Annotated in this window: 14 protein-coding genes; 12 read left to right on the forward strand and 2 right to left on the reverse strand. The window is 66.3% G+C overall.

Features of this window, described 5'->3' with window-relative positions; translation table 11 throughout:
• The first annotated feature begins 21 nt into the window (after window positions 1-21).
• The 3 genes from QM685_RS22115 to QM685_RS22125 all read left to right on the forward strand — a co-directional run bounded on the left by QM685_RS22115 (window position 22) and on the right by QM685_RS22125 (window position 3,378).
• Complete coding sequence (locus QM685_RS22115; protein WP_415119426.1) at window positions 22-1,392, forward strand: MFS transporter; 1,371 nt, start codon at window positions 22-24, stop codon at window positions 1,390-1,392.
• Window positions 1,389-2,465, forward strand: coding sequence for an alpha/beta hydrolase (locus QM685_RS22120; protein ID WP_415119321.1), 1,077 nt, complete (start codon window positions 1,389-1,391; stop codon window positions 2,463-2,465). The genes QM685_RS22115 and QM685_RS22120 overlap by 4 nt, the downstream gene beginning before the upstream one ends.
• Window positions 2,466-2,619: 154 nt before the next feature.
• Window positions 2,620-3,378: an AraC family transcriptional regulator gene (locus QM685_RS22125; RefSeq protein WP_415119323.1), complete on the forward strand. Its 759-nt coding sequence runs from the start codon at window positions 2,620-2,622 to the stop codon at window positions 3,376-3,378.
• A 151-nt stretch (window positions 3,379-3,529) separates the two neighbouring features.
• Here the strand turns inward: QM685_RS22125 and QM685_RS22130 are convergent, their stop codons facing one another.
• Window positions 3,530-5,140 (reverse strand): DHA2 family efflux MFS transporter permease subunit, encoded by a 1,611-nt coding sequence (locus tag QM685_RS22130; protein WP_415119325.1) that lies wholly within the window; start codon window positions 5,138-5,140, stop codon window positions 3,530-3,532.
• Between the two features lie 331 nt (window positions 5,141-5,471).
• Here QM685_RS22130 and QM685_RS22135 point away from each other — a divergent pair, with 331 nt between their 5' ends.
• The 3 genes from QM685_RS22135 to QM685_RS22145 all read left to right on the forward strand — a co-directional run bounded on the left by QM685_RS22135 (window position 5,472) and on the right by QM685_RS22145 (window position 8,417).
• A complete protein-coding gene (locus QM685_RS22135; RefSeq protein ID WP_415119327.1) occupies window positions 5,472-6,134 on the forward strand; it encodes an alpha/beta hydrolase in 663 nt (220 codons plus the stop codon).
• A gap of 187 nt (window positions 6,135-6,321) precedes the next feature.
• On the forward strand, window positions 6,322-7,374 hold the full coding sequence (locus QM685_RS22140) for a rod shape-determining protein (protein WP_415119329.1): 1,053 nt from the start codon (window positions 6,322-6,324) through the stop codon (window positions 7,372-7,374).
• 254 nt (window positions 7,375-7,628) lie between these two features.
• Window positions 7,629-8,417, forward strand: coding sequence for an alpha/beta fold hydrolase (locus tag QM685_RS22145; RefSeq protein ID WP_415119428.1), 789 nt, complete (start codon window positions 7,629-7,631; stop codon window positions 8,415-8,417).
• Between the two features lie 59 nt (window positions 8,418-8,476).
• On the opposite strand, the gene QM685_RS22150 is transcribed toward QM685_RS22145, so the two are convergent.
• Window positions 8,477-8,878, reverse strand: coding sequence for a hypothetical protein (locus QM685_RS22150; RefSeq protein WP_415119331.1), 402 nt, complete (start codon window positions 8,876-8,878; stop codon window positions 8,477-8,479).
• A 465-nt stretch (window positions 8,879-9,343) separates the two neighbouring features.
• Here QM685_RS22150 and gltA point away from each other — a divergent pair, with 465 nt between their 5' ends.
• The 6 genes from gltA to QM685_RS22180 all read left to right on the forward strand — a co-directional run bounded on the left by gltA (window position 9,344) and on the right by QM685_RS22180 (window position 17,516).
• The gene (gltA, locus tag QM685_RS22155; RefSeq protein WP_415119333.1) at window positions 9,344-10,642 is read left to right on the forward strand and encodes a citrate synthase; all 1,299 of its coding nucleotides are present in this window, start codon (window positions 9,344-9,346) and stop codon (window positions 10,640-10,642) included.
• A 321-nt stretch (window positions 10,643-10,963) separates the two neighbouring features.
• Complete coding sequence (locus QM685_RS22160) at window positions 10,964-13,249, forward strand: glycogen debranching N-terminal domain-containing protein (protein WP_415119335.1); 2,286 nt, start codon at window positions 10,964-10,966, stop codon at window positions 13,247-13,249.
• Between the two features lie 224 nt (window positions 13,250-13,473).
• Window positions 13,474-14,328 carry a MurR/RpiR family transcriptional regulator gene (locus QM685_RS22165; protein ID WP_415119337.1) on the forward strand — a complete coding sequence of 285 codons (855 nt, stop codon included), beginning with the start codon at window positions 13,474-13,476 and terminating at the stop codon, window positions 14,326-14,328.
• Window positions 14,329-14,480: 152 nt separating this feature from the next.
• Entirely contained in the window at window positions 14,481-15,581 is a 1,101-nt protein-coding gene (locus QM685_RS22170) for a C45 family autoproteolytic acyltransferase/hydolase (protein ID WP_415119339.1), read from the forward strand.
• 5 nt (window positions 15,582-15,586) lie between these two features.
• A complete protein-coding gene (locus tag QM685_RS22175; protein WP_415119341.1) occupies window positions 15,587-16,927 on the forward strand; it encodes an aspartate aminotransferase family protein in 1,341 nt (446 codons plus the stop codon).
• 34 nt (window positions 16,928-16,961) lie between these two features.
• Window positions 16,962-17,516, forward strand: coding sequence for a carboxymuconolactone decarboxylase family protein (locus QM685_RS22180; protein ID WP_415119430.1), 555 nt, complete (start codon window positions 16,962-16,964; stop codon window positions 17,514-17,516).
• Window positions 17,517-17,657: the final 141 nt, after the last annotated feature.

The raw sequence follows: 17,657 nt of genomic DNA on the forward strand, positions 1-17,657 counted from the left end.
TCCGCCGCGCGGCGCGCCTCCATGCAATCGGCGGCAGGCGACGCGCCTCGCCAGCCGCCGGTTGCCGCTGCCGGGAAGCCGCAACTGTCGCCTTCGATGGTGCGCCGTGCGATCTTTGCGTCGGTGCTCGGCAACGGCCTCGAATGGTTCGATTTTCTGATCTACGGTTACTTCTCGAAGATCATCGCGCAGGTGTTTTTCCCGGCGGGCAGCGGATTCGTCTCGCTGATGCTGACGCTCGCGACATTCGCGATCGGCTTCGTCGTGCGTCCGCTCGGCGGCATCCTGCTCGGAATCTATGCGGACCGCGTGGGCCGCAGCCGCGCGCTGTCGCTGCTGATCATGTCGATGGCGGCCAGCACGCTGCTGATGGGCCTGACTCCCGGCTTCGCACGGATCGGCTATCTCGCGCCCGCGCTCGTCATCCTTGCGCGGGTGTTGCAAGGGCTCTCGGTCGGCGGTCAGTTCGCGACCGCGTCGGCGATGCTCGTCGAATATGCGCCGCCGGGCCGCAAGATGTTCTATGGCAGCTTCAATATGACCGCGCAGTCGTTCGCGCTGCTGCTGTCGTCGGGCACCGGCTATCTGCTGACCACGTATCTGTCGCATGCGTCGCTGGTTGCGTGGGGATGGCGGCTGCCGTTCCTGTGCGGCGCGCTCGCCGGGCCGATCGGCTTCTATATTCGCCACAAGGTTGCCGATTCGCCGGAATTCGTGGAGCTGCGCGAGCGCGCGGGCAAGCCGCCGCGCGTCTCGTTGCGCGAGTTCTTCCGCACCAACGGCCGCGCCGCGTTCTGCGCGATGGGCGTGATCGCCGTCGGCGCCGCGACGAACTACGTGTGGCATTCGTATCTCGCGGTGTATGTCGAGCGTCAATTGCATCTGCCGCTCGCGGTCGCGCTGCGCGGCGCGTTCTTCTGCGGCGTGCTGAACCTGTTCCTGTTCCCGCTGTCCGGGCGGCTCGCGGACAGATATGGCGCGTACCGGCTGTTCTATCCGGTCACGCTCGCGTGGATGCTCTGCGCGTATCCATTGTTCGTGTATGTCGTGTCCGCGCCGTCGGCCGAGCGCCTGTTCGTCGCGCAGGTCGTATCGACCGTCTTTCTCGCCGCGATGTCCGGCGCGCATCCGGGGATGCTCGCGACGCTGTTCCCGGTGCAGAGCCGCTCGGCCGGTGTCGCGCTGTCGTACAACGTGGCCGTCACGTTGTTCGGCGGCCTCGCGCCGTTCACGATCACGGGTCTCACGAGGCTGAGCGGCAGCAGCCTCACGCCCGCGTTCTACCTGATCTTTGCCGGATTCGTATCGCTCGCGCTGGTGGCCCTGTCCCGCAGGGGACACCCCGGCCTGGGCATCGACGGCACACACACCACGAGGATTTCCGCTTCATGACCGTGCCCGACTCCGCACACGACGAACGCGCGCCGAACGAACGGCCCGTCGGCGTGATCGCACCGCACCACCTGACTGTCTCCACGCCACGCGGCGGCGGCACCGTGCCGTTGTTCGCGAGCGGCGACTGGGATGCGCCGCAACCGCGCGTCGAGCGCGCCGTGATCCTGCTTCACGGACGGCTGCGCAACGCGGACGTGTACTTCGAATTGGCGCGCCGCGCGCGCGCGTCGGCTCGCCTCGATTCGGACGACACGCTGCTCGTCGTGCCGCAATTTCTCGCCGCCGCGGACGTCGAAGCGCACCAGGCGCCGGCTTCGACGCTGCACTGGGAATGGACGGGCTGGATGGGCGGCGACGAGGCGCTTGCTCCGGCGCCTGTCAGTTCGTTCGCGGTGCTGGATGCGCTGTTTGCAGTGCTCGCCGACATCGCGCGGTTTCCGGCGCTGCGCGAGGTGGTGGTGGCCGGCCATTCCGGCGGCGCGCAGGTCGCGCAGCGCTACGCGGTCGTCGCGCAGGGCGAGGCGCCGCTGACCGGACGCGGGATCGGCGTGCGGTACGTGATCGCCAATCCCTCGTCATATGTCTATTTCGACATACTGCGGCCCGCTGCCGACGGCGGCTTTTCGCCGTACGACGCGGCGCGCTGCGCGGGCTTCAACGACTGGAAGTACGGCCTCGGCGCGCTGCCGGCCTACGCGCTCGACAGCGCGGCGGCACGGGGCGAACGGGGGCTCGAGCGGGCGTATCTGTCCCGTGACGTGACGCTGCTGCTGGGGGAGCAGGACTGCGATCCGGAACATCCGGCGCTCGACCGTTCGTGCGCCGCGATGGCGCAAGGGCAGCACCGGCTCGCGCGCGGCCTCGCGTATGCGCGCTATATCGACGCGCGCGGTATCGCGGGGCGCGCGCATCCGATGCACCGGATTCCAGGCGCGGGCCACGATGCCGACGCGGTGTTCAGCTCGCCGGCCGGGCTCGCCGCGCTGTTCGGCGAGCGTGGCCGGGCCGGGTCGACACTTTCATCTGGGCAGCGGCAGGACGGTGCGGAGGTAGCGAAGTCGTCCCGCTAATGCGCCGGCGCTGGTTCGTGTCCGTGGCCGGTCGAATCGACGCAACGCCGGCGCGTCTCGGCTTCCGCTTCCTTTCCCGCGTCGCTGGCCCGCTCCCGTGCGCGTGCTAATCTTGCTCCCTTCGCGGACGCCACGCGGCGAAAGAGCAGACACCATGATGGAAGCCTTCGATCCGGACGGCATCGAGCAAGCGGTCTTCGTGGTCGGCGAGCGCCATGAGACGCTGGACGAACCGTGGCGCGCGTATCGGCGCGCGCGGCTGATTCACGTGAGCGACGGCGTGCTGACGGTGCGCACCGAAACCGGCCGCTGGGTCGTGCCGCCCGCCCGCGCGCTATGGATCGTCGCGAATACGCTGCACTGTCTGCACGCGACGCGTCCCGTTCAACTGTATTCGCTGTACGTCGCAACGGATGCCGGCGCCACGCCGCTGCCCGCGCAAACCGGCGCGCTGATCCCCGACACACTGGTGCAGGCGCTCCTCGCCGCCGCAGCCGATCTGCCGCATGACCGTCCTCCCGACGAACCCGCCCGCCGTCTTCTGCAAGTGCTGCTGGATCGCCTCGCCACCTTGCCCGCGACGCCGTTGGGCCTGACCTGGCCGCGCGATCCGCGCGCGCGGCGCATCGCCGACGCGCTCACTGACAATCCCGCGCAATCGCTGATACTCGAGGAACTCGCGACGGCAGCCGGCGTGACCGCCCGCACGGCGGCGCGTCTGTTCGCGAAGGAAACAGGGCAGACTTTCGGCCAATGGCGGCAGCAGTTGCGCCTGCTCGCCGCGCTCGAACATCTCGGCGCCGGGGAAAGCGTCACGCAGGTGGCGCTCGAGGTCGGCTATAGCGACGTGTCGTCGTTTATCGCGGTGTTCCGCGATGCATTCGGCGACACGCCCGCGCGGTATTTCCGCTGACGCGACGTTGCCACCACTACCGCGTCACTGCTTCGCACTACTGTGACGTCCCGCGCACACGGTCCATGCCGTCTTTGCAGGCCATCGGCACGCTGTCCCGACCGTGTTTCAGCGCCGCAAACAAGCCGGACACCACGTTTCGCCGTCCCCCTCAATGCGCGCCCGCCGCATCCGACCCGCCACCGCCCTTGACGGGCCGCGTGATCCAGATCAGCGGGATGATCAGCACGAAGATGATCGCCGAGATAAAGAAGATGTCGTTCAAGCCCATCATCGCCGCTTGCGTGTTCACGGTGAAATCGAACAGCGCGCGCGCCGACTGCGTGTTCAACTGCAGTAGCGACTGCGTCGTGTCGATCTGCTGCGCGAACGCCGGGTTATTGACGGAGGCCTGCTCCGTGAGCCGTACGTGATGCAGCACCGTGCGGTCGTTCCACGCGGTGCCCGCGATCGAGGTGCCCACCGCGCCGCAGAACACCCGCACGAAATTGGACAGACCGGCCGCCGCCGGAATCCGGGCCGGCGGCTGGCCCGACAGGATGATCGAGGTGAGCGGCACGAAGAACAGTGCCATCGGAATGCCTTGCAGCAGCGTCGGCAGCACGAGGTGCCACGTGTCGATCTCGATCACGTATTTCGAGCGCATATAGAACACGATCGCGAAGCCGACGAACGCGAGCGTCGTGATCACGCGCGCGTCCGAGCGCGGCAGCACGCGGCCCATCACCGGCGCGAGGATCACCGCGAAGACGCCGAGCGGCGCGGTGACGAGACCGGCGTCGACCGAGCGGTAGTTCAGGTACTCCTGCATCCATTGCGGCAGCAGCACGAGGTTGCCGAAGAACACGCCGTACGCGACCGAAATCGCAATCGTGCCGCCCAGAAAATTGCGCTGCTGGAACAGGCGCAGATCGACGATCGGATGCTCTTCGGTCAGCTCCCACACGAGGAAGAACGCGAAGCTGATCAGCGCGACGAGGCCGAGAATCGAGATCACCGGCGACGAAAACCAGTCGAGGTCCTTGCCCTTGTCGAGCATGATCTGCAGCGACGCGACCCACGTGATCAGCAGCCCGAGACCGATCACGTCGATCGGCGGCCTGCGGGTGGGCGACTCGCGGGTGCGGTAGATCATCCACGTGACGCCGGCCGCGAACAGGCCGACCGGAATGTTGATGTAGAAGATCCACGACCAGCTATAACTATCCGTGATCCAGCCGCCGAGCGCCGGGCCCGCGATCGGACCGACGGTCGCGGTCATCGCCCACAGCGCGAGCGCGGTCGACGCCTTCTCCTTCGGATACGAGCCCAGCAGAATCGCCTGCGACAGCGGAATCAGCGGGCCGGCCACCGCGCCCTGGAAAACCCGCGCGAGCAGCAGGATCGGCAGTGTCGGCGCGATGCCGCACAGCCATGACGCGAGCACGAAGCCGAGGATCGCGCCGACGAACAGCTTGACCTGGCCGATGCGCTGCGTGAGCCAGCCGGTCAGCGGAATCGACACCGCGTTGGCCGCCGCGAACACGGTGATGACCCACGTGCCTTCGTCGACCGATACGCCGAGGTTGCCCGAAATCGTCGGAATCGCAACGTTCGCGATCGACGTGTCCAGCACGTTCATGAACGTGGCGAGCGCGACCGCGATGGTGGCGAGGATCAGCTTGCCGCCTTCGAGCGGCGCCGGCGCGGGTGGCGGCGAAGGCGGTTGCGAGGGTGGCCGGGTAGGCGGCGCGGAAGCGGGCGCGTCGTTGGGCTGGCTCAAGCGGTTTCTCCGGATGCGGTGCGGCGAATCAGGCGCACGGACGCGCTGGATGTGCTGGACGCACGGTGCGCCGCGGGCGGAAGAGCCGCGGCGGCGGGTCCGTCGGGTGCTCGCAAGAGCATACCTGCATTCGGATCCGGGCGTCGGCGAGGGGCCCGGCGGATGCGGCTCCCGACGGCACGAGCACCGCACGGATGGCAGCGCGAGCCGGGCGCGCGGCGTATGCTCGCGGCTGGGGCCGCATGGTGCCGCCCACGTGATGCGTTGCCTGCGGCGGCTGGAACCACCGCGAAAACCGCCAACCACGAACCTACGGAAAAGGAAACCCGCTATGAGCTGGCAGCAATTCGAACACGGCTGGCGGCGCGCGCCGCTGAACGCGCCCGCGACGGGCCTCGTCGTGCTGTTGCACGGCGTCGGCAGCAATGCGCGCGATCTGATGCCGCTCGCGGACATCTGGAGCGAGAGCCTGCCCGACACGGCGTTCGTGTCGCTCGACGGCACCGATCCGTTCGACGGCGGCTTTGGCGGCCGCCAGTGGTTCAGCCTGAGCGACATCAGCGAGGCGAACCGCGAAGCACGCGTGAGCGCCGCCTATCGGGCGCTGCGCAGTGTGCTCGAGGCCGAACTCGCGCATTGGCGGCTGTCGTTCGACCGGCTTGCGCTAGTCGGCTTTTCGCAAGGTTCGATGATGGCGCTGCATCACGTCGCAACGAGCGCGGAGGGCGCGGCCGGCGTCGTCGCGTATTCGGGGCGGCTCGCATCGCCGATCGTCTCGCCCAGCCGCACGACGCCGCTCACGCTGATTCACGGCGAGGACGACGAAGTGATCCCGGTGCGCGAGCTCGAAAATGCGGCCGACGCGCTCAGCCAGGCCGGCTTCCCGCTCGACGCGTACGTGCTGCCCGGCGTCGGCCACACGATCACCGCCGACGGCGTCGAGCTCGGCCGCGCCGCGCTGCAACGCGCGCTGGGCGCGGTGTCGCGCGATTGACACAGCCGCAATCGAAAGAGGGCCTAAAGATTCTGATCTGCTTGCCGTTATACGGGCATGAGCTTGAAAATCACCCCCGCCGCGCGCACAGCGCAACGCCCAGCCGGGCGTGACGCGCGGTTCGGGGTACGGGGGCGCATTTTCAGACCGCCCGAGACGGCGGATAACGACATATCAGAGCCTGCTTATGGCCAGACCGACGCCGCATTACCCGCTTTTTGATCGCCTGTTCCGTCATTCCGTGGTAGTGGATCTCGGCACGGCCAACACCCTTATCTATACCGACCACGACGGCATCGTGCTGAACCAGCCGTCGGTCGTGTGCTTCGAGAAAGAACCCGCGAGCGGGCCCAAACGCATTGCCGCGGTCGGCACCGAGGCGCGCCAGTTGCTCGGCCGCGCGCCGCTCAACTTGGAAGCGGTGCGGCCGATGCGTCACGGCGTGATCGCCGATTTCTCCGCGGCCGAACACATGATCCGGCAATTCGTCGATATGGCGCGCCCGCGTTCGCTGTTTAGCCGGCGCGCCGCGTTTATCGTTTGCGTGCCCGAAGGCGCGACCCAGGTCGAGCGCCGCGCGATCCGCGAAGCCGCCGAGGCGGCCGGCGCGTGGAAGGTCAGCCTGATTGGCGAATCGCTTGCGTCCGCACTCGGCGCGGGCCTGCCGGTGGGCGAGGCGACCGGTTCGATGGTGGTCGACATCGGCGGCGGCACCACCGAAGTCGGCGTAATCGCGCTCGGCGGCACCGCGTATAGCGGCTCGGTGCGGGTCGGCGGCGACAATTTCGACGCGGCGATCGTCAGCTATGTGCGCAATCTGTACGGCGTGCTGCTCGGCGAGCAGACCGCCGAGCACGTGAAGAAGAACATCGGCTCGGCCGTGCACGACGTGCCGCTCGAGCACATGAACGCGACCGGCCGCAGCGTCGACGACGGGCTGCCGCGCACGGTGCAACTGAGCAACCGCGACATCGCCGAGGCGATCGAAGGGCCGCTGCGCGAGGTGATCGATGCGGTCAAGCGCGGGCTTGAAATGGCGCCCGCCGAACTCGTGACGGACATCGCGCATAACGGCATCGTGCTGACGGGTGGCGGCGCGCTGCTCGGCAATCTCGGGCGGCGCCTCACCGATGAAATCGGCCTCGATGTGCACGTCGCCGACGAGCCGCTGACCTGCGCGGTGCGCGGCGCGGGCGTGGCGGCCGCGGCGGGCCTGGTCGGGGAAGCCGCGTACGAGTAAGCGGTGTTGGGGAGCGGCGAGTAGAGCACGCAGGTCCGGCGTCCGTCTGACGCTTATGTGACCGTCTATGTAACAATACGCATCGCGTCCCACTTTCAGGGATGCCAACGCGCTCCATTCCCCATGCTTTTTTGCCGACGCCTCGCATATCCGCGTGCCGCCGCGCTGTCCTCGAACCATCCGTGAATCGATCCGCCTTCGCTTCGTCCCTGTTGTCATCGCCATCCTTCATCGAACTGCATAACGGTTTGCGCATGCCTTACGTCGAGGCAGGCGAGGGCGAACTGCTGCTGTTCGTGCATGGCTCGCTGTGCGATTACCGCTACTGGGAGCCGCAACTGACCGGGTTGTCGAAGCGCTATCGCTGTGTCGCGGTGAGTCTCACGCACTACTGGCCGGTGACCGACAGCGGCGCGGATCTGCCGTTCAGTTGGAGCGCGCATGCGGACGAAGTCGCGGAATTCATCGATCGTTTCGGCGCGGGGCCGGCACACGTGGTCGGACATTCGCGCGGCGGGTGCGTGGCCTTTCATTTCGCGCGACGTCATGGCGAGAGCGTGCGCACGCTGACGCTCGCCGATCCGGGCGGCCCGCTGCAGATCGCCGGACGCCCGCCCGCGCGCCTGCCGGAGACGGTCAATGCATTGCGCGCGAAAGCGGCGCAACTGATCGAAACGGGCGAAGTGGACGCGGGGCTGCAACTATTCGTCGATTCGGTGAGCCGCCCCGGTTTCTGGGCGATGAGCACGCCGGGCTTTCGCCGCATGGCGACCGACAACGCGCACACGCTCGCGCCGCAGCTCCGCGATCCGCTGCCCGCGTATGATCCCGATGAGGCCGCCGACGTGCGCTGCCCGGTGCTGCTGATCGATGGCGAGAAGAGCCCTGACATGTTCCGGCGCACCGTGACCGCGTTGCAGTCGTGGTTGCCGGCTGGGTGCCGCGAGACGGTGCGCGGCGCGTCGCACGGGATGAACCTCGCGCATCCGGCCGCGTTCAATCGCTATGTCGACGGGTTCATTCAGGCGATGGGCGCGCGTTGAAGAGATAGTGACGCGGAGAATCAGCGGGCGCGTGCTTCGCTGAGCGCCGCTTCAAAGCCTCAAGCCTTGCGATGCGCGTCCTTGTCGAGCGCATGTTCGGCCGCTTCGCCGACGAGGCCGTGGTAATACAGATGCACGCCGATCGCGAGCGAGTCGTTGCGGATTTCATGGAAGGCTTTCCATGCCTTCACCGGATCCTTGAACAGCAGATAGTGCGCTTCCTGCGCGACCAGATCGGCGACTTCATGCAGGCCGTGTCCGTGCAAGACGTTCACGAGCGTGTCGAGACTGCGATGCGTGCGCGCGTCGGTGCGCGGGTAGAGCATGTGCAGCACCGCGACGTCCTGCGTTTTCAGCGCGGCGGACAATGCGACGACGATGTCCTGATGGTTGAGTGCGGTGACGGTGTTGTCTTCGGTATGGACATGATCCGGAAACAGCATTTCGAGCGAAGCGTTCATTGCATCCTTCCTGTTTTTCTTTGACCAGAAAAGCCCGCTTCGGAAGCGGGCCGTAAGCATCACTGCATGGATCGAGTATCGCAGATGCGGGTGGGACGACGCAGTTCGCTGCCGGCAAAACATTGTTGCGACAGTTGCTCCAGCTTTCATCTGGCTGGCAATGTACTCATGTGTGTCACGCGGCTCAGCGAGCATGCGGGGAAGGGTGCGCGCGCAAGCTTCGCGGGCCGTTCGTAAGCGATGCGTAGGCAACGCGAAGCGGCTGTGCGCGAACAACGAATGTTGCGCGTACGGAGATGGACTGTTGCCATCAATCGACGCAATCGGCGACATATGGGCCCGTAGAATGCGGGGCGGAGCCTGCGCATGCCAGTACTTCACCCAGCGCGCGCGGATATCGCGTCTCGCTGTACGACCTCATGCATGCCGGCACGTATGCGGTATCAAAGCAAAAGGAAGATATAGATGAACTCGAAGACACACGCAACGCTAAGCTTCTCCGACAGCGATCAGACCGTCGATCTGCCGGTCTACGAGGGCACGCTGGGCCCGGACGTCATCGACATTCGCAAGCTGTATAGCGAGACCGGCAAGTTCACGTACGATCCGGGCTTCATGTCGACCGCGTCGTGCAATTCCGAAATCACGTATATCGACGGCGACAAGGGCGAGCTGCTGTATCGCGGCTATCCGATCGACAACCTCGCGCAGAACGCCGACTTCCTCGAAACCTGCTACCTGCTGCTGAACGGCGAACTGCCGAACGCCGCCCAGAAGACCGAGTTCGTCGAGACCGTCACGAAGCACACGATGGTGCACGAGCAGATGCAGTTCTTCTTCCGTGGCTTCCGCCGCGACGCGCACCCGATGGCGATTCTGGTCGCCGCGGTCGGCGCGCTGTCCGCGTTCTATCACGACTCGCTCGACATCACCAATCCGCGTCATCGTGAAGTGTCGGCGACCCGCATGATCGCCAAGCTGCCGACGCTGGTCGCGATGGCGTACAAGTACAGCATCGGCCAGCCGTTCGTTTATCCGAAGAACGACCTGTCGTACAGCGCGAACTTCATGCACATGATGTTCTCGAACCCGTGCGAAGAGTACAAGGTCAACGACGTGCTGGTGCGCGCGCTCGACCGCATCCTGATCCTGCACGCGGACCACGAGCAGAACGCGTCGACGTCGACCGTGCGTCTGGCCGGTTCGTCGGGGGCGAACCCGTTCGCGTGTATCGCGGCCGGTATCGCGTGTCTGTGGGGCCCGGCGCACGGCGGCGCGAACGAAGCCGCGCTGAACATGCTGGAAGAAATCGGCTCGGTCGATAACATTCCCGAGTTCATCAGGCAGGTGAAGGACAAGAATTCGGGCGTGAAGCTGATGGGCTTCGGTCACCGTGTCTACAAGAACTACGACCCGCGCGCGAAGCTGATGCGCGAGACCTGCCACGAAGTGCTCGAGGAGCTGGGCCTGCACGACGACCCGCTGTTCAAGCTGGCGATGGCGCTCGAGAAAATCGCGCTGGAAGACGAATACTTCGTGTCGCGCAAGCTGTACCCGAACGTCGACTTCTACTCGGGCATCGTGCAGCGCGCGCTGGGCATCCCGACCTCGATGTTCACGTGCATCTTCGCGATGGCGCGCACGGTCGGCTGGATCGCGCAGTGGAACGAAATGATCGCCGATCCCGAGCAGAAGATCGGCCGTCCGCGGCAGTTGTTTATCGGCGAGACGCTGCGCGAGGCGAAACCGATCGCGCAACGCTGACGCATACCGGATCGCCGGCCCGCGAGGGCGGCGGTCCTCTTTCCGCTCCGCGCTGTCCACGCGGCGCTTCGGCAAGGATCCGACGCGGATTCACCGCGGATCCAACGCAAAAGCGCCGTGCATTTCCCTGCACGTCCTGTGCCACCGAAAACCGATAAAAAAATCCCGGTAAAAAAGCCGAAACTCCAATGCGATAAGTTCGTCTCACGCGCACAGACCTTCTACAATCGGAAGCGACCGGGCAACCCCGGCGGCAACGCCCCAGGCGCAACCCGAAAGCGGAACTGAACGCAGCAGCGAATCGAATCCATAGGAGCGACCTTGACACAGCAGCAGCCAGAAGCCCTCGGCGGGGTGACCCATTCGGGCGGCGTCGATCATCGCGAACCCGAGCAGGACGGCATTTTCATCCCGACGGAAAACCTCAACGTCGCGAGCGCCACGCAGCACGTGCTGAAGTCGGGCGACACCTTCATCGTCAACGATCCCCTCGGCGATATCACCGGCCACGACGATGGCCTGTTCGTCAACGACACCCGCGTGCTGTCGCAACTGCGCCTGACCTTCGGCGGCCGCGCGCCGTCATTGCTGTCGGGCAGCGTCAGCAGCGACAACACGTCGTTCACCGCGCATCTGACCAACCGTCCGCTGCCGCCGCTCGGCGGCGACAGCACGCCCGAAGGCGTGATTCACGTCGAGCGCGTGCGCGTGCTGTCGGGCACCGTGCTCAACGAGGCGATCGAACTCACGAACTACGGCACGAGCGACGCGATCGTGCCGCTCTCCATTTCGTTTTCCAGCGACTTCCGCGACATGTTCGAAGTGCGCGGCCTGAAGCGCGACAAGCAGGGGCGCATCCAGCCTGCGCGCGTCGAGAATCAGGAAGTGCTGCTCGGCTATGTCGGTCTCGACGACGTGGGGCGCCACGTGCAGATCGCGTTCTCGCCGCAGCCCGACAAACTGTTCGCCGACCGCGCCGACTACACGGTCAAGCTGCCCGCGCAGGCCTGCGTGTCGATCTATCTGTCAGTCGCGGTGCACGTCGCGCCGATGGCGGGCAAGTCCGGCGCCGACGTGTCGCAGCCGGTCCATGCGATGAGCGAAGCGCATCTGTCGCAGATCGACGCGGAGCGCCCGCGGGTCGGCCGCGCGGCGGTGCGCGCGGCGCTGGTCGACGCCCACCTCGTGATGCGCGATCGCCGCCGCGCGAGTGCGCGCGTGCGCTCGAGCAATCCGCTGTTCAACGCGTGGATCGACCGTTCGTTCGCGGACCTCAGCCTGCTGACGACGGACCTCGCGACCGGTCCGTATCCGTACGCGGGCATCCCATGGTTTTCGACCCCGTTCGGCCGCGACGCGGTGATTACGTCGTTGCAGACGCTATGGCTGCAGCCGCATCTCGCCGCGGGCGTGCTGCGCTTTCTCGCCGATCATCAGGCGCGCGAGAATTCGCCGTTTCGCGACGCCGCGCCCGGCAAGATCATGCACGAGATGCGCAAGGGCGAAATGGCCGCCGCCGGCGAGGTGCCGTTCGCGCTGTACTACGGCGGCGTCGACACCACGCCGCTCTTCATCGTACTGGCCGGCGCCTATGCGGCCCGCACCGGCGACTTCGCGCTGATCGACGAACTGTGGCCGGCGCTCGAACGCGCGGCGCAGTGGGTCGCGGGCGTGTGCGACCGCAACCCTCTCGGGCTGCTCGACTATCAGCGCGAATCGGATGGCGGCCTTGCGAACCAGGGCTGGAAAGACAGTCACGATTCGGTGTTCCATGCCGACGGCCGCTTCCCCGATGGCCCGATCGCGCTCGTCGAAGTGCAGGCATATGCGAGCGCCGCGTTCGACACGATGGCCCGCTTCGCGAAGCAGCGCGGCCAGCGCGACGACGCCGCGCACTATGCGGAGCGCGCGCGGAAGATCCGCCACTGCGTCGAGGAAAAGTTCTGGATGGACGAGGTCGGCTTCTACGGCATCGCGCTCGACGGTCACGGCGAACTGTGTCGCGTGATGGCATCGAACGCGGGGCATCTGCTGGCCTTCGGCCTGCCGTCGCGCGAGCGCGGCGAAACGGTGGTGCGCGCGCTCGATTCCACCCTGTTCCATACCGGCTGGGGCGTGCGCACGCTGGCCGCGAGCCAGGCGCGCTTCAATCCGATGGCGTATCACAACGGCTCGGTCTGGCCGCACGACAACGCGCTGTGCGCGCGCGGGCTGTCGCACTACGGCGGCAAGGCATCGGCGGTGCGGCTGCTGCAGGCGCTGTTCCAGGCGGCGGTCAATTTCGATATGCGCTTGCCGGAGCTGTTTTGCGGTTTCCCGCGCCGGCGTGGCGAGCCGCCTACCGCGTATCCGGTTGCGTGTCTGCCGCAAGCATGGGCGGCGGGCTCGCCGTTCATGATGCTGGAGGCGTGTCTGGGCATCACGATCGATGCCGAACGGCGCGAAGTGCTGATCGAACAGCCGATGTTGCCCGAGGGTATCGACTGGCTCGAGGTCAGCGATCTGCGCGTGGGGGATGCGGCGGTGTCGATTACGTTCCGCCGGATTGGCGAGAAGGTGGTGGCTTCGGCGGAGCAGGGGGACGTGAGGGTGGTGGCGTTGCTGTGAATTCGATGGCGGCGTGTCGGCGGCCGGCGCGTGCTTCAGGGCTGTAGCCGCGCGGCAGTCTGTTTTCGCCGGCGAAGGGCAGGAGATTATCGAAATACCATTGGCAAAAACTATGTGATCACAAAGTTTAACCCAGCGGCTTTCCAGCCCAGCCTCAACACTCCGTTGATTACCCGTCCCGCGGTGATAACATTTGTTGTCATCTTCAACGCCGTCCCGACCCCATGCCAGACAGCTTCGATCAGCTCGTCGCCCTGATCCGGGCGCGCTTCTCCGACCTGAGCCCGCAATTCCAGATGGGAGCGGGCTTCCTGCTCGATCATCCCGACGAGGTCGCGGTGTCGTCGATGCGCAAAGTCGCCGAGCGCGCGCAGGTGCAGCCCGCCTCGCTCGTGCGTCTGTCGCAGCAACTCGGCTTTCCCGGCTGGAACGAATTGCGCAACCTGTTCGTCGCGCGCGTGCGCACGCGGCCCGAGCCGCTGACGAGCCGCGCGCGCTCGCTCGTCAAATCGAAGGACGCGCTCGCGAACGATCTGCTCGTCGCGCAACAGCACAATCTCGAAACCACCGCCGCGCATAACGGCCGCGTGATCGTCGAGGCGGCGCGGGTGGTGCGGCGCGCGCCGCACGTGCACGTGGCGGGCTTTCGCTCGTGCTACCCGGTGGCGTTCGGTCTCGTGTACGGGTACCGGCTGTTCCGTCCGTCGGTGTCGCTGCTCAATGGCGAGGCCGGTACGCTCGAAATGCAACTGCGCACGATCGAGCGCGACAGCGCGACGATCGTCATCAGCTTCGCGCCTTATTCGGTCGAGGCGGCGCGCGTCGCCGAAGCCGCGCTCGAAAAAGGCAGCAAGCTGATCGCGATCACCGACAGCGCCGTGTCGCCCATCGCGTTGAACGCCGACAAGGTGCTGATCTTCTCGCACGAAAGCCCGTCGTTCTTTCCGTCGCTGGTGGCCGCGACTGCGATCGCCGAGGCGCTGGTCGCGCATCTGCTCGCGCTCGAAGGCGCGCACGCGGTCGAACAGCTCGCGCTCGCCGAGCAATCGTTGCATGCGAAGGGTGCGTACGTGCCTTGAGCATGCGCCGACGCACTTAAACTTTCCTCGCGCCTCCCGGCTGCAAGAAAGCGATTGCCCGGATGGAGCACGGCCCGCTCCATCCGATGCCACGCCACGGCATTTGACAACAAATGTTGTATAAGCGTATAACTACGTACCGATTGTTGAATATGGGTGCGCCGGTGGCGTCGATGCAGGGATTCGGTTTTTTTCAGATCAGCGGTGAGCCGTACGAGATCGGCTACCGGCTCGGCGAGATCGCGCGCCCGGTGTTCGCCGATTACATGGCGCAAAGCGCCGCATGGCAGGCGGTGCGGCGCTGGCGCGGCGCGCCGTTCGTGCAGACGCTGCGCGACGCGGCGCGCGCGCATTTTCCGGCGCTGCTCGCCGAACTCGACGGGATGGCGGCCGGGCTCGGCTGGGCGGCCGAAGACGTGTTCCTGTGGAACTGCCGCGGCGAGCTGATCCACAACGCGCCGGACGGCTGCACGACGCTGGCGGCCATCGAAGGCGACACGCGCTTCATCGCGCATAACGAAGATGGCGACCCGTTCCTGCGCGAGCGCTGCGCGGTGCTCGACGTCCGACCCAACGGCCGGCCGGGTTTCGTCAGTTTCTACTATCCGGGTTCGCTGCCGGGCCATACGTTCGCGGCCAGTCGCGCGGGGCTCGCGCAGGCGATCAACAATCTGCGTATCCGCACGCCCATTGCCGGCGTGCCGCGCATGATTCTCGCGCGCGCGGTACTCGACGCCCATTCGCTCGACGAAGCGTTGCAGATCCTGCGCGGCGCACCGTCGGCGAGCGGCTTTCATCACACGCTCGGCTGCGCCGGCGACGCGCGTCTTTTCAGCGTCGAGGCGAGCGCGCGGCGCTGCTCGGTGCAGCCGGCGGAGAAACTCTCCGGCCATGCGAACCATATGATTCATCCAGGCTGCGAAGCCGAGCCGCAGATCGTCACGGAATCGTCGCGCGACCGGCAGTCGCGTGTGAACGCGTTGCTGCCCGCGCTCGCCGGTGCCGGTCCGCTGCCAGCGGCCGCGCTGCTCGACGTGCTGCGCGACCGCGCGCCGTCGGGCTTGCCGATCTATCGCGACGATCCGCACGATCCCGACGACGAAAACACACTCGCAACCGCACTGTTCGAAATCAGCAGCACAGGCGTGTCGATGAAGGCTTATCGCCAGGGGCAATGCGCTTTCGACACCTTTATCGTCCGCGCGGCATCCGAGGTTCGCGCCGCCACTCCCGCCGCAACCACGAGGAATTGAACAACATGTCCACCGTCTTTCATCGCTCTCCGCAGCTGTCGCTGCCGGTCGCCGTCGCGGGCGACGGCATCGAAATCATCGACTCCACCGGCAAGCGCTATATCGATGCATCGGGCGGCGCCGCCGTCTCGTGTCTCGGCCACAGCAATCAGCGCGTGATCGATGCGATCAAGCGCCAGGCGCAGCAACTGCCGTACGCGCATACGTCGTTCTTCACGACGGCGCCGGCCGAAGAACTGGCGGACCGGCTCGTCGCGAGCGCGCCGGCCGGGCTCGAGCACGTGTACTTCGTGTCGGGCGGCTCGGAGGCGATCGAGGCGGCGCTGAAACTCGCGCGTCAGTATTTCGTGGAGAAGGGCGAAACGCAGCGCCGTCATTTCATCGCGCGGCGTCAGAGCTATCACGGCAACACGCTCGGGGCGCTCGCGATCGGCGGCAATGCGTGGCGCCGCGAGCCGTTCCTGCCGATCCTGATCGAAGCGCATCACGTGAGCCCGTGCTACGCATATCGCGAGCAACGCGCCGATGAAACCGAGGAGGCTTTCGCGCAACGTCTCGCCGATGAACTCGAACAGAAGATCCTCGAACTCGGATCCGACACGGTGGCCGCGTTCGTCGCCGAAACGGTGGTGGGCGCAACGGCCGGCGCGGTGCCGCCGGTGCGCGAGTATTTCCGCAAGATTCGCGCGGTTTGCGATCGCTATGGCGTGCTGCTGATTCTCGACGAAATCATGTCGGGCATGGGCCGCACCGGCTATCTGTTCGCATGCGAGGAAGACGGCGTGACGCCGGATCTGCTGACGATCGCAAAGGGGCTCGGCGCGGGCTATCAGGCGATCGGCGCGACACTGGTCAGCGATCGTATCTATCAGACGATCGTCGGCGGCTCGGGCTTCTTTCAGCATGGCCATACCTATATCGGCCATGCCACCGCGTGCGCGGCGGCGCTCGAAGTGCAGCGCGTGATCGCCGAGGACGATCTGCTGCCCAACGTGCAGGCGCGCGGCGAGCAGTTGCGCGGCCGGCTGCGCGAGCACTACGCGCGGCATCCGCATATCGGCGACGTGCGCGGGCGGGGGCTGTTCGTCGGCGTCGAGTTCGTGAAGGATCGCGCGAGCAAGGAGCCGTTCGACGCGAAGCTGAAACTGCACGCCGCGATCAGGCGCGAAGCGTTCGCGCGTGGCCTGATGGTGTATCCGATGGGTGGTACCGTCGACGGGAAGAACGGCGATCATGTGCTGCTCGCGCCGCCGTTCATCTGCACGGCGCGCGACATCGACGAGATCGTGAGCCGCCTGACCGACGCGATCGGCGCCGCGCTTGCTGCCGTGCCCGCTTCCGCCTGAGCCATTCGAGCCCTCCCTATCCGCGAGAACCATGATGACCGAGCGTTTGCCTCACTTCGACCTGTCTACCGCCACGCCCGAACAGAAGATCGTGCTCGACGAAATCCTGTCCGGCCCGCGCGGCAATCTGAACGGACCGTTTCTCGGCTGGATCCATAGCCCGGAGCTGGCCCAGCAGGCCCAGCGCCTCGGCGCGTTTTGCCGTTACAGCACCGGCTTGCCGCTGCGTCTGTCGGAACTCGCGATTCTGGTGACCGCCGCGCGCTGGCAGGCACAGGCCGAGTGGTACATCCACTATCCGATCGCGTTGCAGGCAGGCGTCGGCGAAGCGGATGCGGAGACGATCCGCGAGGGGCGCCGCCCCGATTTCACCGATACCGACGACGCGCTGATCTACGATTTCGCGAGCGAACTATATGAAACGAAACGCGTGTCGGACGCGACGTATGCGAAGGCGGTCGAGCGTTTCGGACATCAGGTCGTGATCAACCTGGTCGGCCTGCTCGGCTATTACGCGCTTGTCGCGATGACGCTGAACGTGTTCGACATGCGCGCGCTGGGGCAGGAGAGTCTGCCGTTTCCCGAGTAGGGTTTGACGACGCGCGCGGTGCCGCAACGGCGCGCTGCAAATAAAAAGCCCCGGTTGCGAAGTCTGCAACCCGGGCTTTTTTACGTGCCGCTGCAACATCGACCGCAGCCCGCACTCACGAACCTGGTTACCCTGGCTAGC

This window comes from Paraburkholderia sp., from assembly GCF_047605525.1.
GTDB lineage: Bacteria > Pseudomonadota > Gammaproteobacteria > Burkholderiales > Burkholderiaceae > Paraburkholderia.